We start from the raw sequence: 19,811 nt of genomic DNA, 5'->3' as shown, positions 1-19,811 counted from the left end.
ATCTGCCCGTTCCCGGGCGGTCCCGCGCACACGTGTGTGGACGTCCAGACCGCGACATTGTGAGGTTTCCGTGGGTTCAGTCATCAAGAAGCGCCGCAAGCGCATGGCGAAGAAGAAGCACCGCAAGCTGCTTCGCAAGACTCGCCACCAGCGTCGCAACAAGAAGTAGCGGCCCGACCTTCGGGTCGATACACCGAGCGCCTGTCCGCATGGACGGGCGCTTCGTGTTTCTGCCCGCGGCATCCGGCCCATTCTCTCGCCCCACCCGCTTGCGGCTGCACTTCTCGCCCCCACCTCTCCTTGCGGCTGCACTTTTGGCCCCCACCTCTCCTTGCGGCTGCACTTCTCGGCCGCGGCGCCAGAAATCGCTGGCGCCCGCGCCGGATAGTGCAGCCCCAACGGTGGTGGGGGCGAAGGGGATGGTCATCCGCGTTCCTGCGCCTTGCGCGGATACCCCCGGGGGTATAACATCGAGGCATGACCGAGCAACAGGATGAGGGCCTGCACGTCGACATGTCGACGGTGCTGCCCCGACTCAAGCGCGCCCACGGCCAGCTCGCGGGCGTCATGTCGATGATCGAGACGGGCCGCGACTGCAAAGACGTGCTCACCCAGCTCGCGGCCGTGTCGAAGGCGGTGGATGCCGCCGGCTTCGCGGTGATCGCGAGCGGGCTCGAGCAGTGCATCGCCCGCGGAGAGGCCGGCGTCGCCGACCGCGAACGACTGGAGAGGCTGTTCCATGCCTTCGCGTGAGCGGAATACCCCTCGGCGCATCGTGGTGATCGGCGGTGTCGCCGCGGGCATGAGCTTCGCCGCTCGAGCCCGCCGGCTCGACGAGAGCGCCCACATCGTGGTGCTCGAGCGCGGCGACCACGTCTCGTTCGCCAACTGCGGCCTGCCCTACTACGTGGGTGGCGAGATCGCGGAGCAGTCGAGCCTGCTGGTGCAGACGCCCGAGAGCCTGCGCGCCGCGCTCGATCTCGACGTGCGCGTGCGCCACGAGGCGACCGCCATCGATCCCGAGCGGCGGGTCGTCACGGCCCGCACTCCCGAGGGTGACGCCGAGTTCCCCTACGACGAGCTGATGCTCGCTCCCGGGGCGTTCGCGCTCCGCCCCCCGATTCCGGGCCTCGACGACCCGCGCGTGCGCACACTGCGCACGGTCGGGGATGCGGCGTGGATGCGGGATGCCGCGGGTGCGGCACGACGTGCGACGGTGCTCGGGGCCGGTTTCATCGGCGTCGAAGCCGCCGAGGCGCTGCGTCATCGCGGTCTCGAGGTCGACATCGTCGAGTTCGCCCCCCACGTGCTGCCGCCGCTCGAGACGGAGATGGCCGCGCTCGTCGCCGCCGAGTTGCACGCGAACGGCGTGCGCGTGCATGCCGGCGTCGCGGCTTCCGCGATCGAAGACGCCGGCGACCACGCGATCGTGCGACTGTCGGACGACCGTGCCATCGCCGCGGACCTCGTCGTGCTGTCGGTGGGAGTGCGCCCCGACACGGGCTTCGCCGAGGCGGCCGGTGTCGCCACCGACCGTGGCGCGATCATCGTCGACGACCATGGACGCACCAGCGTGCCCGGCATCTGGGCAGCGGGGGATGCCGTGGCCAAGGCCGACCCGGTGACGGGCGTGACCCGGCCGGTCGCCCTCGCCGGCCCGGCCAATCGCGAGGGACGTCTCATCGCCGACGCGATGCTGGGCGCCCGCGCTCCGCGGCCGATGGCCACCCCGCTCGGCACCGCGATCGTGCGGGTCTTCGGGCTGACGGCCGCGCTCACCGGCGCCAACCGCCGCTCGCTCGAGCACGCCGGCGTGCCTTTCGATACGGTGCACCTGCACCCGGGCTCGCACGCCGGCTACTTCCCGGGCGCCGAGACCATCCATCTGGTCGTGCACTTCGCCCCGGCATCCGCCGAGGAGCCCGGCCGCATCTATGGCGCGCAGGCGGTGGGAATGGACGGCGTCGACAAGCGGATCGACGTCATCGCCACGGCGATGCGCGCCGGACTCGGGGTCGCCGACCTCATCGATCTGGACCTGTCGTACTCACCGCCGTACGGATCGGCCAAAGACGCGGTCACCATGGTCGGACTGGTGGGTCAGAACGTCCTCGAGGGGACCACGCGCCTGTGGCAGCCGCAGGACCTGGACGACGCGCTCGCCACCGCACTCGTGCTCGACGTGCGACGCGGCGACGAGTGGCAGGCCGGGCATCTGCCGGGCGCCCTGCACGTGCCCCATACCGAGCTGCGCACCCGGATGCACGAGGTGCGGGATGCCGCTGCCGGCCGGCCCGTGCGCGTCCACTGCGCATCGGGGGTGCGTTCCTACCTGGCGCACCGCCAGTTGACCGCGGCGGGCTTCGATTCCGCCACACTGTCCGGGGGGCTGCAGACGCTCCTCGCTTACCACGGAAAGGACATCCTGACCCATGAAGTCGATCACCGTACAGCAGCTGCGTGAGCGCGAGAGCACGCCCCTCATCGACGTCCGCGAGACGGACGAGTTCGCCGCGGGGCACGTTCCCGGCGCCGTGAACCTTCCCATGTCGCGCATCGGCGACCTGCTCGACGAGCTGCCCGAGGGTTCGTTCGACGTCATCTGCCAGGCAGGCGGGCGCTCGGCCCGGGTCGTCGAGGCGCTCGAGGCGCGCGGCCATGACGCCACGAACGTCGAGGGCGGCACGGGCGAGTGGATCCAGGCGGGCTATCCCGTCGAACGCTGATCGGCGTCGCCGTCCCCGCCGTCTTCGCCGTCCGACGTGACGACGGGGACGGCCTGGGTGAAGGCGTTGCCGCGCTCCTGGGCCTCGATGCTGCCGCTGAAGAGTCCTTCTGACTCGCCGGTGGAGTCCTCGTCCGACGAATCCGGGCTCTCGGGCGTCATCATGACGCGCTGCACCGGCATCGCCGTCGGCAGCGTGCGCTGCGCCCACGTGACCATCGCCTCGCGCACATTGCAGCGCAGGTCCCAGAGGTTCGCCGAGTTCGCGGCCGTCACGAGGATGCGCACCCGCACGAGCCCGCCGGTGGCGTCCGTGATCTGCAGCACCGACGCCCGCCGATCCCACAGCGTGGATTCGGCGAGCACCTCGGCGAGATGCTCGCGCATGCGCGTGGTAGAAACGCGCCAGTCCATGTCGAGCTCCACGGCGCCGAAGAGCTCGCTGCCCTGCCGGGTCCAGTTCTCGAACGGCTGCGTCGTGAAGTATGTGCAGGGCAGCACGAGGCGCCGCTCGTCCCAGAGGTTCAGCACCACGTAGCTGAGGGTGATCTCTTCGACGCGCCCCCACTCGCCCTCGGCGACGATGACGTCGTCGACGCGCAGCGCCTCGCTGAAGACGAGCTGGATGCCGGCGAACATGTTCGCCAGCACCGACTGCGCCGCGAGGCCGGCCACGACCGACGCGATGCCGGCCGAGGCGAGCACGCTGGCGCCCAGAGTCCGCACCGCGGGGAAGGTCAGCAGCGCCGCACCGATCGCGATGACGACGATGATCGCCACGGCGAGCCGTCGCAGGATCAGCATCTGTGTGCGGATGCGGCGCGCCACCCTGTTGTCCGGGGTGTCGAGGCTGTATCGCCCCAGCGCCGTGTCGGTGCCGAAGCGCACCAGGCCGATGGCGAGCCAGGAGCCGGAGCCGATCAGCAGGATCGTCATCGCCTGGTCGATCGCCGGCATCCAGTCCCGTTCAGGGAACGCCAAGGCGAGTGCCACCCAGACGGCGACCACCAGGATCACCATCCGGAAGGGGCGGCGCGCCCGGGCGACGAGGAGCCCCGGCCAGGATCGCTTGCGGGCGACCAGGCGCACGATGAAGGCGACGATCGCGGTCGCGACGACGGCGAGGACGATGCAGACGGCGATGGTGATCGCGAATCCCAGCCAGGGATCGAGCATGGGTCTCCAATCGGAGGTGACGCGGGAGGTTCTCCACCATAGAGCCGGCCGCCCGAGAAGTCGCTGGCCGCCCGCTTAGGATGGACGATGTGTCCACACTCACCGTGATCGGCAAGCCGGATTGTCACCTGTGCGATGTCGCGCAGGGCGTGGTCGAGCGCGTGCTGGCGGAGCTTCCGGCTGAGGTGGCCGACCGCGTCGAGGTCGTGCAGCGGTCGATCCTCGATGATGCCGACCTGTACGAGCTGTGGTGGGAGAAGATCCCGGTCGTGCTGATCGACGGGCAGGAGCACGCGCATTGGCGCGTGCAGGCCGAGCGACTCGCGCAGGCGCTGCGGGATGCCGACGCGCACAGCAGAGAGGTGACCGGATGACCCTGCGGCATGTCGTCGCGTGGAAGCTCGCCGCCGAGGATGCCGACGCGCGCGACGAGCACGCCCGTGGCGTGGTCGCCCGGCTCCAGTCGCTCGTGGGCGTGGTCCCCTCGATCCGTACCCTGAGCGCGGGCGAGAACGCGCTGCTCCCTGGCAAGAACTGGGACGTCGCCCTGGTGGCGGACTTCGACGATGCCGAGGGTCTCGCCGCGTACGCCTCCCACCCCGCGCACCTCGAGGTGGCGGAGTTCATCGGGGCGGTCAGCGCCGACCGCGTCGCGGTCGACTTCGAGATCTGATCAGGGGGCGAGCCGCGTCGGGCCCCGGAACAGGAACGTCACCTCGCGGATCGAGGACTCGCCGAGCAGCAGCATGAGCAGGCGGGCCAGGCCCATACCGAATCCGCCGTGCGGCGGTACTCCATAGCGGAAGAAGTCGAGGTAGTGCTCGAGGCCGGCGGGGTCGAGTCCCTTGTCGCGGGCCTGCTGCTCGAGCACGTCGATGCGGTGCTCGCGCTGGGCACCGGTCGTGATCTCGACGCCGTGGTAGAGCAGGTCGTAGCTCTTGGTCAGCCCGGTCTCGGCATCCTTCATGTGGTAGAAGGGTCGGATCTCGATCGGGTAGTCGGTGACGAACACGAACGGGTGCCCGAACGTCTCGGCGACGTGCGCCGACACCTGCCGCTCGCCCTCGGGGTCGAGGTCGCCGTCCGTGCGGGGGATCTCGTAGCCGCGCGCCGCGACGATCTCGCGCGCTTCCGCGAGCGGGATGCGGGGGAACGGCACGGTGGGCACCTGCACCTCGACGTCGAACAGCTCGCGGATCTCGTCGCCGTGCTTGTCCTTGACCGCGGCGATCGCGAACGCCAGCAGCTCCTCCTGCATCCGCGCGACGTCGTCGTGGGAGTCGATCCAGCTGATCTCGGCGTCGATCGAGGTGAACTCGGTGGCGTGGCGCGAGGTGAACGACGGGTCGGCGCGGAAGACGTCGCCGATCTCGAAGATCTTGCCGAAGCCGGCGGCCTGCGCCATCTGCTTGTAGTGCTGGGGGCTCTGCGCCAGGTACGCGGTCTTGTCTTCGAAGTAGGCCAGCGAGAACAGTTCGGCGTTGGACTCCGACGGACTCGACATGAGCTTGGGGGTGTGCACCTCGATGTAGTCGCGCTCGACCCACCACGTGCGCATCGCGTGCTCGAGGGTGGTCTGCACGCGGAAGATCAGGTTGTTGCGCGCCTGGCGCAGGTCGAGGAAGCGCCAGTCCATGCGCTTGTCCAGGCCGGAGTCGGCGGCGATCGGGGTCTCGGGCAGCGCCTCGGCGGCGACCTCGAGCGTGCCGATCTTGATCTCGACCCCGCCGAGCTTGACCCGCTCGTCGTGCTTGAGGGTGCCGTGCACCGTCAGGAAGGTGCCGGTCGCCAGATCCGAGATCGTCTCGGTCAGGGCGAGGGCGGCGGATGCTGCCGCGTCGGCGTCGGCGTCGGCGTCGTCGCCCAGCTCGCGCGTCGCGGGGTTGACCAGCTGCACCGCCCCCGACTCGTCGCGCAGGATGACGAACTGCACCTTCTTCTGGTCGCGCACCGTCTCGACCCACCCGGACACCCGTACGGGGCCGTCGTCGCGGGACTGCAGGTGCTGGATCAGTACGCGTTCACTCACGAGAGGTCAGTCTACGTGCGCCACCGAGCGCGTACGCTGGTGCGCATGCCGAGGCCCGCCGCGACACCGCCCGCGTCATCCGTCGCTCCGCCGCCACGACCGACCGTGATCACGCTCGCCCTGAACATGCTGCGCGGGGCCCTGATCGGGCTGGCGGAGCTGATCCCCGGGATCTCGGGCGGCACGGTCGCCCTGATCACGGGGGTCTACGAGCGACTGATCGATTCCGCGTCCCGCGTGGTGTCGGCGGTGAAGACGCTGCTGTTCGGGCCCGACCGTCGTCGCGGGTTCGTCGCCGAGATCCGTCGCGTGGAATGGTGGCTCGTCGCCCCCATCCTGATCGGCATGATCGGCATGGTCGTCGCCCTCGCGGGCCTCATCGAGTCCGTGGTCTCGAGCGAGGTGGAGCTCTCGCGGGGTCTGTTCTTCGGGCTGGTCGCGGTCAGCATCCTCGTTCCGATCCAGCTCATCCCGCGCGCGTCGCGGCGCGTGCGGGACCGGATCGGCGGCATCGCCGTCTTCGTCGCGGCCGCCGCCATCGCCTTCGTGCTGATCGACATCGCGGCGGGCGGCTTCGCCGTCGATCCGCCCCTGTGGGTCGTCTTCTTCGCCGCTGCGATCGCGGTGTGCGCGCTCGTGGTCCCCGGGGTGTCGGGATCGTTCTTCCTTCTCGCGATGGGGCTCTATTCGCCGACGCTGATCGCCGTCGATGAGCGCGATCTCGGGTATCTCGGCGTCTTCGCGCTGGGGGCGCTCGTCGGTCTCGTCACCATCGTGCGGGTGATGAAGTGGCTGCTGGATCGTCATCGTCGCCTCACCCTGCTGGCGATGGCGGGTCTCATGCTCGGCTCGCTGCGGGCTCTGTGGCCCTGGCAGAGCATGCCGCCGGGGGAGTCGCACGGCATCGGCACCCCCGTGGCGCCCTACGACCCGATCGCCGGGCCGATCGTGCTGGCCGTCGTGGGGGCCGCGATCGTCGGCCTGCTCATCCTCGTCGAGCGCCGCATCCAGCGCTCCGCCGACCCGATGCACACAGACGCCGCTCAGATCCGCCAGACGTAGACTGGACGGGTGCCCGCCGATCGCCTTCATCTCGTGCGCCACGGGGAGGTCTTCAACCCCACCCGGGTGCTGTACGGACGACTCGCCGGCTTCGGATTGAGCGACGACGGCCGCGACATGGCCCGCCGCGCCGCCGAGCATGTGCAGCGGCTCGACCGGCCGGTGCGGACGCTGATCAGCTCCCCGCTCCAGCGTGCGCGGGAGTCGTCCGAGCCCTTCACCGAGCTGTTCGGGCTCGAGGCGGTCATCGATGAGCGCGTGGTCGAGCCGATGAACGTCTTCGAGGGCAAGCGCATGCGTCGGGCCCTGCTCAATCCGCTCAACTGGCGTCATCTGCGCGACCGCGATCTGCCCAGCTGGGGCGAGCCGTACGCGCACGTCGTCTCGCGCATGCGCCAGGCGATGAACCAGGCTTGGGATGCCGCGGCATCCGGCGACGTCGTCATCGTCTCGCACCAGCTGCCGATCTGGGCGACGCATCTCTCGGTCGCGGGCGAGCGGCTGCGGCACGATCCGCGTCGCCGTCGCTGCGCCCTCTCGAGCGTGACCAGCTTCGTGCGCGAGGAGGGGACCTGGCGGGAGGTCGCGTACGCCGAGCCGGCGAACCTCTCCGGCGCCGTCGACGTGGGAGCGGTGTGATGGCGCGCAGGATGCTCGCGGCCGCAGCCGCCGCCACCCTCGCCCTGGGGCTCTCCGCATGCTCCGTCAACGACTCCCTCGCCCAGGAGTATCGCGAGGGCAGCGAGAAGGGGTTCATCGCCGGCGAGTTCCAGGTGGTCGAGATCCCCGCCGACGAGCGCGGCGAGCCCGTCGACTTCGAGGGCGTGGTCGAGACCGGTGAGACCGTCACGTCTGGGGAGTACGAGGACGAGGTGCTCGTCGTCAACTTCTGGTATGCCGCCTGTGGGCCGTGCCGCGCCGAGGCGCCGCTGCTCGAAGAGGTCTGGCAGGAGTACGAGGGCGAGGGTGTGAGCTTTCTCGGGGTGAACACCTACGACCAGCCCGACACGGCGATCTCGTTCGCCGAGACGTACGGCATCACCTACCCGAGCGTCATCGACGTCGAGAACGGCGACGTGAAGCTCGCGTTCGCCACCGCGACGCCCATCCAGGCGACCCCGACGACCCTGGTGCTGGATGCCGAGGGGCGCGTCGCCGCGCGCATCATCGGGCAGCTCGAGAGCGCCTCGATCCTGTCGTCGATCGTCGCGGACGTGCGCGCGGAGAGCGCGTGAATCCGGGCGCCGCCGTCTTCGACGGAGCGCTCTGGCTCGCGATCCCGATCGCCCTGCTCGCGGGGCTCATCTCGTTCCTCTCGCCGTGCGTGCTCCCCCTCGTACCCGGCTATCTCGGCTACATCGGCGGGGCCGTCGCGCCCCGGCGCACCGCATCCGGCGTGACCGTCGGACGCGGTCGCCTGCTGGGCGGCGTGCTGCTGTTCGTCGCGGGGTTCACGCTCGTCTTCCTCACCGTCGTCGTACTCGGCGGAACCGTCGGGCAGTTCTTCCTGGCCTACGCCGATCCGATCACCCGCATCATGGGCGTCGTCGTGATCCTCATGGGGCTGGTGTTCATCGGCCTGTTCGGACTGGCTCAGCGCACTGCGCGCCCGCAGGTGTCGAACCGCGCCGGGCTGATCGGGGCGCCGCTTCTGGGCGTCGCGCTCGGCGTGGGCTGGACGCCCTGCATCGGCCCCACGCTCACCGCGATCCTCTCGATCTCGTGGAACCTCGGCGACCCGTGGCGCGCCGCCCTGCTGGGCCTTGCCTATTCCGCGGGCCTCGGCATCCCCTTCGTCCTGCTCGCCCTGGGTCTGGGGTGGGCCACCCGTTCGGTCGCGTTCCTGCGCCGCCACATCCGGGCGGTCAACATCGCCGGCGGTGCGGTGCTGATCCTGCTGGGTCTGCTCATGGTCACGGGCGTCTGGGGCGAGATCATGTCACGACTGCAGGCGGTGATGCTCAGTGTCGAACTCCCGCTCTGATCGGTCCGGCTCGGGCGGCGCGGATCGCTCCAGCGGCGACCCGCTGAGACCGGCCGACCACGCCGACAGCGCCGACCCGGGCGCAGCGTCCGGCGGCTCCGACGGCACGGTGGTGCAGCCGCGGCTCGGTGGCGTGGGCTGGCTGCGCTGGATCTGGCGGCAGCTGACCAGCATGCGCACGGCGCTGCTCCTGCTGCTCCTGCTCGCCGTCGCGGCGATTCCCGGCTCGCTCGTGCCGCAGCGCAGCGCCGACCCGAACGGCGTGACCCAGTACTACCGCGACCACCCCGAGCTGGCGCCTGTGCTCGACGCGATCCAGATGTTCGACGTCTACACGTCGGCCTGGTTCTCGGCGATCTATCTGCTGCTGTTCGTCTCGCTCATCGGCTGCGTCATCCCCCGCACCCAGCACCACGCCAAGGCGCTCGCTGCACGGCCCCCGCGCACGCCGGCGCGGCTGTCGCGGCTGGCGGCGTATCAGCGGCGGCAGACGCCGGTCGAGGGCGGCGACGCCGAGGCTGCGGCATCCGGCGCCATCGAGCGGGCGGCGGCGCAGCTGCGGCGGGCCGGGTACCGCGTGCAGCGCTACGACGGGCGCGGTTCATGGTCGGTGTCGGCCGAGCGCGGATACATCCGCGAGACGGGCAACCTGGTCTTCCACGCCGCGCTGGTGGGGGTGCTGATCGCCGTCGGCGTCGGCGGCGGGTTCGCCTACACGGGGCAGCGCGTGGTCGTCGAGGGAACCACCTTCGTCAACGTCTTCACCGACTACTCCTCGTTCACCGGGGGACGCTTCGTCGACGGCACGGAACTGGAGCCGTACGCGATGACGCTCGACGAGTTCCAGGTGGAGTACGAGGCGCCCGATTCGACGGCTCCCGGCCAGGCCGGTGACTTCGCGGCCCAGGTGACGACCCGCATCCCGGGGCAGGGTTCGGGCGAAGGTGCGATCCGGGTCAATCATCCGCTGCGGATCGAGGGCGACAGCATCTACCTGCTGGGCAACGGCTACGCCCCGACCATCACGGTGCGCAACGCCGACGGCGACGTCGTGTACAGCGACTCCCAGCCGTTCCTGCCGCAGGACTCGAACATGACCTCGCTCGGCATCATCAAGGTGCCCGACGGGATGCCGGAGCAGCTCGGCCTCGTGGGCTTCCTCTACCCGACCCAGTCGACGCTCGAATCCGGTGCGTACACCTCGATCTACCCCGACCTGATCAACCCGATCGTCACCTTCAACGTCTTCGCCGGCGACCTCGGGATCGACGACGGCACGCCCCGTTCGGTCTACGCGCTCGACACCGAGGGAATGGAGCAGCTGACCGGCGGCGACACCGCGGGCGACTCGATCGAGCTCGCACCCGGCCAGACGGCCGACCTGCCGGATGGGCTCGGCACCGTGACGTTCGAGAACGAGGCCGCGACGGCCGAGGACGACACCGTCAAGCGCTTCGCGTCGCTGCAGGTGCACCGCGACGATTCGGCCGGGTGGGTGCTCGTGTTCGCCGTGCTCGCCGTACTGGGGCTGCTCACCGCCCTGTTCGTGCCGCGTCGCCGCGTGTGGGTCAAGGCGCAGGTGGATGCCGACGGCGCCGAGCCGACGGTGGTGCTGGAGTACGCGGGGCTCGCCCGCGGTGAAGACCCCACGCTCGACGCCGCGGTGAGCCAGATCGCCGACCGGCACGCGGGGGAGCCTGACCCCGGCCGTTGAGCGCGCAGCCGAACCGCGGTGGGGAGTCGGGCCCTCGGTCGTTGAGCGAGGAGCGCAGCGACGCGTCGAAGCGCCGCGGGGCAGACGGATCCCGGTCGTTGAGCGAGGAGCGCAGCGACGCGTCGAAACGCCTTGGCCGGGGCGTTTCGTCTCGCCTGCGGCTCGCTCGACGACCGGGCCTGCGGCTCGCTGACCGCCCAGCTCGGCGCAGGCACGCGACGTAGACTTGAGGCCATGCCCGCATCCGAACCGCTCTCGCTCGACGCCGTCTCGATCCTGACGATCTGGACGGCGATCGCGATCTACGCCCTCGCCTTCGTCGCGTACGCGTTCGACCTCGCGCAGCGGTCGGCCCTCGCCACCGAGGCGAAGGATGCCGAGGCACAGCGAGCGGCCGAGCTGGTGGCCGCCGGCGGCGCGGGTTCGCGCTCCGGCAACGTGCGCGGCGCGGGGGCGCAGACGGACGAGGTGCAAGGCGCCGAGGCGGCGCGGCGGCCGAAGTACGTGTGGGCGCGCATCGGCACGGCGCTCACGGTGCTGGGCTTCGCGTTCCACCTGGCCGCGACGGTGACCCGCGGCATCGCCGCCGAGCGGGTGCCGTGGGCGAACATGTACGAGTTCGCGATGACCGGCACGCTGCTGATCATCGCCGTCTACCTGGGTGTGCTTCTGCGCCACGACCTGCGGTTCCTCGGAACATTCATCACGGGGCTGATCGTCGTGCTCCTCGCCGGCGTCATGCTCGGCGGGCTCTACGTCGAGGTCGTGCCGCTGATGGACCCGCTCAAGTCGGTGTGGCTCGTCATCCACGTCTTCGTCGCGTCGCTGGCGACGGCGTTCTTCGCGCTCGCCTTTGCGCTGAGCGTGCTGCAGCTGATGCAGGCCCGGCGGGAGGCGCGGACCATCGCCGCGGCATCCGTCGACGATGCGCCGGCCGTGCCGCGCCGTCAGCGTGCCCGTTTTCTATGGACGCTGCCCTCGGCCGAGGCGCTCGAGAGCCTCGCGTACCGATTCGCGATCGTGGGGTTCATCTTCTGGACCTTCACGCTCATCGCCGGCTCGATCTGGGCTCAGGACGCGTGGGGCCGCTACTGGGGCTTCGACACCAAAGAGGTCTGGACCTTCGTGATCTGGGTGCTCTACGCCGGCTACATCCACGCGCGGGCCACGCGCGGCTGGCGCGGGACGCGGTCGGCCTGGCTGTCGATCATCGGGTTCGCCGCGGTGATCTTCAACTTCACGGTCGTGAACGTCTTCTTCCAGGGGCTGCACGCCTACTCCGGCCTCAGCTGACGCCGCCCCGGCGCCTGCGCATAGTCCGTCGCTTGCGCGTCACGCGGGCACGGGTCGCCAAGAATCGCGGCTTCGAGCGTCGGGAGGCGACGTTTGCTGGCGACCGGTGGGCTTGGGTACGTCGGAGCCCCGCACGGGTCGCCAAGAATCGCGGCTCCGAGCGTCGGGAGGCAGCGTTTTGTGGCGACCGGTGAGGTGGATGCCGCGACCCGCGACCCGCGACCCGCGACCCGCGCGCCAGGCGCGACCCTCAGGCGGACGGGGCCAGCACGGCGCGCGAGGTCGTGGTGCGGCGCCTGGCCAGCGCCAGCGTCGTGGCGACGACTGTGATCACGCCCCAGGCCAGCAGCCCGGCCACGGAGGCGCCGACGCCGTCGGCCCCCGAGAGCGCCGCCACCATGGCGTGGTAGGCGGGCGCCGTCGGCATGAGCGACGCGAGCCCCGAGACGGGCCCGGGCACGGTCGAGACCACGCCCGTGGCGACCACGAGCACACCGACGAGCGCGGCGATCCATCGGCCCGCACCGCCGAACACGGCGACGAGCGCCTGGTTCACGGCCGCGAACACGACCCCGGCGAGCACGCAGAGCCCCGCGAAGGCGGTCCAGTCCGCCCAGTCGTAGGATGCCGCGATCTGCACCACTCCGGCCACCAGCAGGCCCTGCGCGGCGCCGATGATCGCCGCGGGGACGAACGAGCCCGCCATGAGGCGGATCGATGGGCGGGACGAAGGGAGTGCCCGGCGGGAGCCCGTGCCGAGCACGATGAACGTCGCAAGGCCGCCCACCCAGAGCACGAGGGTCGTCAGCAGCGGGATCGCGGACGCGCCGAACAGGGCGGATCCCACTCCCGCGGCTTCGACGGGGTCGCTGACCACCTCGGCGAGGTTCTCGGCCTCGCCCTCGGTGTAGGACGGCAGGGACGACGCCGCTTCGTCGAGCCCGGCGGCGAGTGAGGACGTTCCGCCCGCCAGCTCGTCGAGACCGTCGGCGAGCTGCGCCGTGCCCGTCTCGAGCTCGTCGAGTCCGGTGGCGAGCTGGGAGGCGCCGGTCTGCAGCTCGCGGGCGCCCGCAGCAGACTGGTCCGTGCCGGCGGCGAGCTGGTCGATGCCGCCGGCGAGCTGCCCGGCGCCCCCGGCGATCTCGCGGAACTGCGTCGCGATCTCGCCCGGCAGGGCGCCGGCGAGCTGGTCGAGCCCTCCCGCCGTGTAGGCGGACTGCTCGGCGGCCCCCGCCATGGCCTGAGCCGCCGCGCCGGAGTCCTGCGCGGCCGCACCGAGCTGGGTGCAGAATTCGGGGGTCGCACCCGCGGCGATGCAGTCGGCCGCGAGCCCGCCCAGCTCCTGGGCCGTACTGCCGGCCAGTGTCGCGGCATCCGTCGCGGTCGTCTGCGCCCCGGCGGCCAGGTCCAGCAGCTGCGCGGGCACGAGGCCCTGCTGCTCGATCTGCGTCGCCCCGGCGGCGGCGCCGTCGGCGAGCTCCTGCGCGCCGTCTGCCGCACCGCGGGTCTCGTTCGCGAGGGTCGAGAGCCCGTCGGCCAGCTGCCCGGCCCCCGACGACAACGACGATGCGCCGTCGCCGAGCTGGGCGATGCCGCCGGGCAGTTCCGCGGCGCCCTCGGCGGCATCGGCGGTGCCGTCCGCGAGATCGGAGGCGCCGGCGGCGGCCTCACCGAGCTGGTCGCCGAGGGTCGTGAAACCGAGGAAGACGTTCTCGAGCGTGACGGTCGAGAGCTGCTCCCCGAGCACGGTGGCAGCCGTCTGGGTGACCTGGGCGGTGATCGCGTCGTCGACGATCAGGGAGTCGGGCGGCGTGGTGACCTCGATGACGGCGCGCTCGGGCGTCACCTCGCCGGCTGCTTGACCGGTGCTCTGCAGCGATCGCCCCGACGACGTCGCCGATGCGGAGAAGTCCGCGGGGATCGTCACGACGGCCTGGTACTCGCCGTCGGCGAGCCCGGTCGCGGCGTCGTCGGCGTTGGAGAGGACCCAGGTGAGGTTCGTGTCGTCCTCGCCCGTGCCCTCCACGAGTCCCGCCGAGAGCTGACGGCCGAGCGGGGTCGTCTGGCCGTCGATCGTGACGGGCTCGTCCTCGTTCACGATCGCGGCCGTCATCGCCTCGAGCCGGTCCGTCGGGTCGTACAGCGACGCGACGAGGATGCCGCCGAGGATCACCGGCAGCAGCAGCACCCCGAGCACGGTCAGCCAGGTGACGGGACGACGCGAGCGTGCGCGTTCGACGGGGAGGGTCATGCGTTCACCTCGGTGTTGTGTGCGTCGGGTGTGGATGCCGCGTCCGACGCCGCCGCGTCGACCGTGAGCGCCGAGACGTCACGACGACGGGCCTCGGCGAGCAGGGCGATGGCGGCGGGTTCGTGCCTCGCCGTGACGAGCAGGGTCAGCGCGGGGGACCGCTCGGCGGCATCCCGCAGCAGCGCCGCGGCCTGGTCGCGCAGTCCCTGCTCGGTCACGGTGTCGAGGCCGTCGATGACGACGATCCTCGGGCGTCCGCGCAGGGCCGCGCGCAGCTCGCGCAGCGGCGCCTCGGTGTCGCCCAGCAGCGCGAGCGCGACGTGCGAGCGCACCCATGCTCCGCGCCCGGGCAGCAGATGCCCGCCGACCCGGAGCAACCCGGTCGTCGGCGCCACGCGACCGGCGATCATCAGCGCGAACAGGCGGGCGGTGGGCGCATCGCGACCCGAGACCAGCAGCGTGCCGCCGGGTTCGACCCGGAAGCTCGTCTCGGACAGGCCGGCCCCGTCGGTTCCCCGCACGCCGACGCGCTCGCCGATGGCGGCCGCGGTGCAGTCCGGCTCGGGCCAGTCGGCCAGGTCGAGTTCGCGCCGCACCGCATCCCCCTCGATGTCGAGGTGGGGCAGCCGCTCGTCGAGCCAGCGCGGCATCCACCACGCCTTCGCGCCGAGCAGCGCCATGAGCGCGGGGATCAGCGTCATGCGCACGAGGAAGGCGTCGACCGCGATGCCGACCGCGAGCCCCAGCGCGATGGGCTTGATCGACGAGTCGCCCTCGGGCACGAACGCCGCGAAGACGCCGAACATGATCAGCGCGGCGGCCGTGACGACGCGAGCGGATGCCGTGTAGCCGGAGCGGACGGCCTCGATCGCGATGTCGCGCTCACTGCGGCCGGCCCGCCGGGCGTGCACGAAGTCCTCGCGCATGCGCGTGACGAGGAAGACCTGATAGTCCATGGCGAGCCCGAACAGCACGCCCATCAGCACGATCGGCATGAAGCTGATGACGGGGCCCTCCCGTGCCACGTGCAGCGCATCGGCGAACCAGCCCCATTCGAAGACGGCGGCGACGACGCCGAAGGCGGTACCCACCGAGAGCAGGTAGCCGAGCGCGGCGGTGAGCGGAACGGCGATGGAGCGGAAGACGACCATCAGCAGCACGAACGAGAGGCCGACGACGAACAGGCCGAAGGGCAGCAGGGCGGCGCCCAGGCGATCGGAGATGTCGATGCCCACCGCGGTGAAGCCGGTCACGAGCAGGTCGACATCGTATTCGTCGGCCAGCCGGTCTGCCTCGGCCCGCAGGTCGCGCACCAGCTGCGCGGTCTCGGGTGAATCCGGGGCTGTCTCGGGGATGACCTGGATGATGCCGGTGTCCGCGGTCTCGTTGGGGCTGGCCAGCGCGATCTCCTCGACCCCCGGCACCTGCTCGATCTCGTCGGCGAGGTCGGCCATGAGGCCGAGCGGATCGTCCGAGGTCACGATCGTGCCCGTCATGACGAGGGGGCCGTTGAAGCCCGCACCGAACTGCTCGGCGGTGAGGTCGTAGTTCTGTCGCGCCTCGGAGGATTCCGGCAGGGTGCCCGCGTTGGGCAGCGCGAGCGCGAGGCTCGCGGCGGGGATCGTCACGATGCCGAGGCCCACCACGACCGCGATCGTCGTGATGAGGGGATGACGCGTGACGGTCGTGACCCAGCGGTTGTGCTTCGGCGCGTCGTTCGCGTCGCCCTTCACTGTGCGGGGGCGCCGGGTTCGTCCGCGCACTCGGCGGCCCACGAAGCCCAGCAGCGCCGGCGTGAGCGTGATCGACACGGCGACCGCGATGGCCACGGCGACGGCCGCGGCGACGCCCATCGTGGTGAGGAACGGGATGTTCGCGAGCGCCAGCCCGACGAGGGCGATCATCACCGTCACGCCCGCGAAGACGACCGCCGAGCCCGCGGTGCCGGTGGCGCGCGCGATCGACTCCTCGGGGTCGATGCCGTCGCGCACCTGGTCCTGGTGGCGGGCCACGATGAACAGGGCGTAGTCGATGCCGACGGCCAGGCCGAGCATGAGCGCCAGGAGCGGCGTCGTCGACGAGACCGGGGCGAACAGCGTCGCCACGAAGATCAGGGCCATCGACAGTCCGACCCCGAGCAGGGCGGTCACGAGTGGCAGCCCGGCGACGACGAACGAGCGGAAGGTGACGATCAGCACGAGCAGGGCGATGATCAGGCCGACCACCTCGGTGATGGTCACGCCCGGCACCTCGGTCGCGAACAGGTCGCCGCCCAGGGCCACCTCCGCTCCGGGGGGCAGTTCGCTCTGCATGTCGTCGACGACCGCCTGCAGCTCGGCCTTCGACTCGTCGCTGACGTCGGTGGCTTGGCCGTCGAACTGCAGCCGCACGATCGCCGCCGTCTCGTCCTCGTTGATCAGGCCGGTGACCGCCTCGTCGAACGGGTCGGTGACGGCGAGCACGTCGTCCACGTCCTCGGTCGCGGCGATCGCGTCTTCGATGGACGAGGAGTACGGCTCCTCGTCCACCAGGTCGCCGTCGGCGGCGACCACGATGAACTGCGCGGCCGTGCCCGCGGCCTGGGGAAAGGTACGGTCGAGCTGCTGAATGCCCTCCTGCGCCTCGGTGCCCGGGATCGAGAAGGAGTTGTCGGTGCCCTGCCCGAACAGCACCGCCCCGCCGCCGGCGAGGACGAGGATCAGGATCCAGCCGAACAGCACCCGCCAGCTGTGGCGGAAGGACCAGCGCCCGAGTGACGCGAGCAGAGTGGACACGGAGCCTCCTGGGCGATGGATGTATCGGTTTCGATACGGCACTGTATCCAGTACACAGGTGTATCGTATGGTCCGGTCCGTACGCAAGGCTGAACGTTCGGTGTGAGTGGAGATCGCAATGGGTGACGAGAGCACGACGCCGTCCCGGCGGCGCGAGATCACGCGCAATCGGCTGCTGGATGCCGCGGCGCAGGTGTTCGCCGAAGTCGGTCTCGACGCGGCATCCGTCGAGACGGTGTGCGAGCGCGCGGGGTTCACCCGCGGCGCCTTCTACTCGAACTTCGCCTCGAAGGAGGAGATGTTCCTCGAGCTGGCCGGCCGGGTCGCCGCCGAGCGCGTGGGCGTCGTGAAGGCGCGGATCGCCGAGCTCGAGCGCCAGGGCGCGTTCCAGACCGTGCCGACGGACGCGCTCGCGATGGTGGAGCAGATCATCGACATCTCGAACGAGGATCGCCTCGGGGTGCTGCTGATGAACGAGATCCGCATCCATGCGCTGCGCTCGCCGGCGCTGGCCGCCGCGTACGTCGCGCAGGAGGTGCAGATGCGCGCCGGCGTCGCCCAGATCATCGAGGACATCGCCGCGGCGAAGGGAATCACGTTCCGCGTGCCCGCCGACGAGGCCGCCGCGCTCATGCTGATGGCATGGGAATCCGCCTCTGTGCACGCGGTGATGTCGGGTGCCGACAAGGCCCAGATGACCTCGCTGACGAGCGAGCGGCTCGCCGCCGTCGCCCGGTTGATCATCGACTCGCCGCAGTCCTGACCCGCGGGCGCGGCCCGACCGGGATCAGCTCGGCAGCAGGGCGTGGCAGCGTTCGAGCCGCGCCAGCCACCAGTCCCGGCGGTCCGGGGCGGCCGCGTGGGCGCTGAGCAGATCGGGGTCCGCGTCGACGCGGCGCACGTCGATCGCGCCGCCTGCGGGAACGAGCGTCTCGGCTGTCACGTCGGCGGCCAGCAGCGACGCGGTGCCCAGCCCGCAGTCGTAGTCGAGTGCGGGCAGGGCGGCCGCGAGAGCGGCGCCCATGGCCAGCCCCACCGAGGTGTCCAGCGCGCTCGAGACGACGGCGGGCAGTCCGGCGTCGGCCACGATGCGCAGCGCCGCGCGCACCCCGCCGAGCGGCTGCGCCTTCACGACGAGCAGATCGGCCGCGCCGGCCCGGGCGACCTCGAGCGGGTCCGCGGCCTTGCGCACCGACTCGTCGGCGGCGATCGGGATGTCGAGATAGCGGATGCGTCGGCGCAGCTCGGCGAGCTCGTCGAGCTGCATGCACGGCTGTTCGATGTACTCGAGGTCGTACTCGGCGAGCGCGTGCACGGCGTGCTCGGCCTCGTCGAGGTTCCAGGCGCCGTTGGCGTCGATGCGGATGCGGCCCTCGGCGCCCATCGCCTCACGCACCGCGCGCACGCGCGCCACATCGTCGGCGAGCACCTGGCCCGGCTCGGCCACCTTGACCTTTGCGGTGCGGCATCCGTCGAAGCGCGCCAGCACGTCGGTGACGGATGCCGCGGGCACGGCCGGGATCGTCGCGTTCACGGGGATCCGGGTGCGCGCGGGGGCCGGTGGGACGTTCCACCCGAAGTCGAGGGCGGCGGCGAGCCAGGTGGCGGCCTCGCGGTCGTCGTACTCGGGGAACGGCGAGAACTCGGTCCACCCTCGCGGGCCTTCGAGGAGGAGGGCCTCGCGGGTGTCGATGCCGCGGAAGCGGGTGCGCAGGGGCAGGGAGACGACCTTCGCCTCGGTGCGCAGCTCGTCGAGCGTGGGCGTGGTCATGTCTCCATCATGCCCGCCTCGCTCGCCGAAGCCGAGGGGAACCTCGGCGCTCCGACCTCGTGCACAACTGCGGGCGCAGCATCCGGCGCGCCGCGAGAGGGCGCCGGCCGGCGGCGTGTCGGCGCGTTCCCCCGCGGTTGTGCACGGCGAAGGGCGCGGTGGGCGAAGGGCGTGGGTGAAGGGGAGGGCGACCATAGGCTGAGCGCATGCTTCTCGACACTCCGGTCACGCTCGGCGTGCAGCTCCAGCCCCAGCACACCCCGTATGAGCTGATCCGCGAGGCGGTCACGCGAGCCGAGGGGATGGGCGTCGACATCCTGTTCAACTGGGACCACTTCTTTCCCCTCTCGGGCGACCCTGACGGGATGCACTTCGAGTCGTGGACGGAGCTGGCGGCCTGGGCGGAGCAGACCGAGCGTGTGCAGTTCGGCGCGCTGGTCAACTGCAACAGCTACCGCAACCCCGACCTGCAGGCCGACATGGCGCGCACGGTCGACCACATCAGCGCCAAGGGCGGCGAGGGTCGGTTCATCTTCGCGACCGGCTCGGGGTGGTTCGAGCGCGACTACGCGGAGTACGGATACGAGTTCGGCACGGCGGGCAGCCGCCTGGACGACCTCGCCGAGGGACTCGAGCGCATCACGGCGCGCTGGGAGCGACTGAACCCGCCCCCGACGCGGCGGATCCCCGTCATGATCGGCGGTGCGGGCGAGAAGAAGACCCTGCGCCTGGTGGCACGGTACGCCGATTACTGGCACAGCTTCACCGCGCCGGATGGCCTGGCGCACAAGATCTCGGTGATCGAGGACTGGGCGGCGCGTGACGGCCGCGATGTATCGGATCTCGTGGTCTCGAACGAGCTGCGGCGGCGCACGACAGAGGACGCCGACGCCCTGCACGCGGGAGGGGTGCGGCTGTTCACCCTGGCCCTCAGCGGTCCCGACTTCGACTGGGCGCTGGTGGAGCGCTGGCTTCGCTGGCGCGATGCGCACAACAGCGCCGGCGCCTGACCGAGAGCTGAGGACACCCTCG

At 71.1% G+C, this 19,811-nt stretch carries 19 protein-coding genes; 14 read left to right on the top strand and 5 right to left on the bottom strand.

The features are described 5' to 3' along the window. Positions 1 to 70 precede the first annotated feature (70 nt). From M4I32_RS04385 to M4I32_RS04370, 4 genes are all read left to right on the top strand, one after another. Positions 71 to 169, top strand: coding sequence for a 30S ribosomal protein bS22 (locus tag M4I32_RS04385; protein ID WP_003792170.1), 99 nt, complete (start codon positions 71 to 73; stop codon positions 167 to 169). A gap of 308 nt (positions 170 to 477) precedes the next feature. Then, entirely contained in the window at positions 478 to 753 is a 276-nt protein-coding gene (locus M4I32_RS04380) for a metal-sensitive transcriptional regulator (protein ID WP_319033269.1), read from the top strand. Further along, positions 740 to 2,464: an FAD-dependent oxidoreductase gene (locus M4I32_RS04375; protein WP_319033268.1), complete on the top strand. Its 1,725-nt coding sequence runs from the start codon at positions 740 to 742 to the stop codon at positions 2,462 to 2,464. Before M4I32_RS04380 ends, M4I32_RS04375 begins: the two co-directional genes overlap by 14 nt. Next, positions 2,433 to 2,726: a rhodanese-like domain-containing protein gene (locus tag M4I32_RS04370; RefSeq protein ID WP_319033267.1), complete on the top strand. Its 294-nt coding sequence runs from the start codon at positions 2,433 to 2,435 to the stop codon at positions 2,724 to 2,726. The genes M4I32_RS04375 and M4I32_RS04370 overlap by 32 nt, the downstream gene beginning before the upstream one ends. On the opposite strand, the gene M4I32_RS04365 is transcribed toward M4I32_RS04370, so the two are convergent. After that, positions 2,708 to 3,901 (bottom strand): mechanosensitive ion channel family protein, encoded by a 1,194-nt coding sequence (locus tag M4I32_RS04365; protein WP_319033266.1) that lies wholly within the window; start codon positions 3,899 to 3,901, stop codon positions 2,708 to 2,710. The two genes, M4I32_RS04370 and M4I32_RS04365, sit on opposite strands and share 19 nt — an antisense overlap. 89 nt (positions 3,902 to 3,990) lie before the next feature. Between M4I32_RS04365 and M4I32_RS04360 the strand changes: the two genes are divergently transcribed. Beyond that, complete coding sequence (locus M4I32_RS04360) at positions 3,991 to 4,275, top strand: glutaredoxin family protein (RefSeq protein ID WP_319033265.1); 285 nt, start codon at positions 3,991 to 3,993, stop codon at positions 4,273 to 4,275. Continuing rightward, entirely contained in the window at positions 4,272 to 4,574 is a 303-nt protein-coding gene (locus tag M4I32_RS04355) for a Dabb family protein (RefSeq protein ID WP_319033264.1), read from the top strand. The genes M4I32_RS04360 and M4I32_RS04355 overlap by 4 nt, the downstream gene beginning before the upstream one ends. On the opposite strand, the gene aspS is transcribed toward M4I32_RS04355, so the two are convergent. Further along, positions 4,575 to 5,930 carry an aspartate--tRNA(Asn) ligase gene (gene aspS, locus M4I32_RS04350; RefSeq protein ID WP_319033263.1) on the bottom strand — a complete coding sequence of 452 codons (1,356 nt, stop codon included), beginning with the start codon at positions 5,928 to 5,930 and terminating at the stop codon, positions 4,575 to 4,577. Positions 5,931 to 5,975: 45 nt separating this feature from the next. Between aspS and M4I32_RS04345 the strand changes: the two genes are divergently transcribed. The 6 genes from M4I32_RS04345 (at position 5,976) to ccsB (ending at position 11,983) form a co-directional block, all read left to right on the top strand. After that, positions 5,976 to 6,992: a DUF368 domain-containing protein gene (locus M4I32_RS04345; protein ID WP_319033262.1), complete on the top strand. Its 1,017-nt coding sequence runs from the start codon at positions 5,976 to 5,978 to the stop codon at positions 6,990 to 6,992. Positions 6,993 to 7,001: 9 nt separating this feature from the next. After that, complete coding sequence (locus M4I32_RS04340; protein ID WP_319033261.1) at positions 7,002 to 7,631, top strand: histidine phosphatase family protein; 630 nt, start codon at positions 7,002 to 7,004, stop codon at positions 7,629 to 7,631. After that, positions 7,631 to 8,227 (top strand): TlpA disulfide reductase family protein, encoded by a 597-nt coding sequence (locus tag M4I32_RS04335; RefSeq protein WP_319033260.1) that lies wholly within the window; start codon positions 7,631 to 7,633, stop codon positions 8,225 to 8,227. Before M4I32_RS04340 ends, M4I32_RS04335 begins: the two co-directional genes overlap by 1 nt. Continuing rightward, positions 8,224 to 8,976: a cytochrome c biogenesis CcdA family protein gene (locus M4I32_RS04330; RefSeq protein WP_319033259.1), complete on the top strand. Its 753-nt coding sequence runs from the start codon at positions 8,224 to 8,226 to the stop codon at positions 8,974 to 8,976. The genes M4I32_RS04335 and M4I32_RS04330 overlap by 4 nt, the downstream gene beginning before the upstream one ends. Continuing rightward, positions 8,957 to 10,690, top strand: coding sequence for a cytochrome c biogenesis protein ResB (locus tag M4I32_RS04325; protein WP_319033258.1), 1,734 nt, complete (start codon positions 8,957 to 8,959; stop codon positions 10,688 to 10,690). Before M4I32_RS04330 ends, M4I32_RS04325 begins: the two co-directional genes overlap by 20 nt. A 234-nt stretch (positions 10,691 to 10,924) precedes the next feature. Further along, positions 10,925 to 11,983, top strand: coding sequence for a c-type cytochrome biogenesis protein CcsB (ccsB, locus tag M4I32_RS04320; RefSeq protein WP_319033257.1), 1,059 nt, complete (start codon positions 10,925 to 10,927; stop codon positions 11,981 to 11,983). A 250-nt stretch (positions 11,984 to 12,233) separates the two neighbouring features. On the opposite strand, the gene M4I32_RS04315 is transcribed toward ccsB, so the two are convergent. Together M4I32_RS04315 and M4I32_RS04310 are read right to left on the bottom strand one after the other, a co-directional pair. Continuing rightward, positions 12,234 to 14,234, bottom strand: coding sequence for a YhgE/Pip family protein (locus M4I32_RS04315; RefSeq protein WP_319033256.1), 2,001 nt, complete (start codon positions 14,232 to 14,234; stop codon positions 12,234 to 12,236). Next, complete coding sequence (locus tag M4I32_RS04310) at positions 14,231 to 17,008, bottom strand: MMPL family transporter (protein WP_319033255.1); 2,778 nt, start codon at positions 17,006 to 17,008, stop codon at positions 14,231 to 14,233. The genes M4I32_RS04315 and M4I32_RS04310 overlap by 4 nt, the downstream gene beginning before the upstream one ends. Positions 17,009 to 17,126: 118 nt before the next feature. Here M4I32_RS04310 and M4I32_RS04305 point away from each other — a divergent pair, with 118 nt between their 5' ends. Further along, positions 17,127 to 17,771: a helix-turn-helix domain-containing protein gene (locus M4I32_RS04305; protein WP_319033254.1), complete on the top strand. Its 645-nt coding sequence runs from the start codon at positions 17,127 to 17,129 to the stop codon at positions 17,769 to 17,771. Positions 17,772 to 17,795: 24 nt separating this feature from the next. Here the strand turns inward: M4I32_RS04305 and M4I32_RS04300 are convergent, their stop codons facing one another. Further along, entirely contained in the window at positions 17,796 to 18,779 is a 984-nt protein-coding gene (locus tag M4I32_RS04300) for an o-succinylbenzoate synthase (protein WP_319033253.1), read from the bottom strand. A gap of 206 nt (positions 18,780 to 18,985) precedes the next feature. Here M4I32_RS04300 and M4I32_RS04295 point away from each other — a divergent pair, with 206 nt between their 5' ends. Then, positions 18,986 to 19,789: an LLM class F420-dependent oxidoreductase gene (locus M4I32_RS04295; RefSeq protein WP_319033252.1), complete on the top strand. Its 804-nt coding sequence runs from the start codon at positions 18,986 to 18,988 to the stop codon at positions 19,787 to 19,789. Positions 19,790 to 19,811 lie beyond the last annotated feature (22 nt).

Origin of the sequence: Microbacterium sp. LRZ72 (genome assembly GCF_033792225.1) — a bacterium.
Classification (GTDB): Bacteria; Actinomycetota; Actinomycetes; order Actinomycetales; family Microbacteriaceae; genus Microbacterium.
The sequence above is the reverse complement of the archived record's forward strand: the minus strand, read 5'-3'. Positions and strand labels throughout refer to the sequence as shown.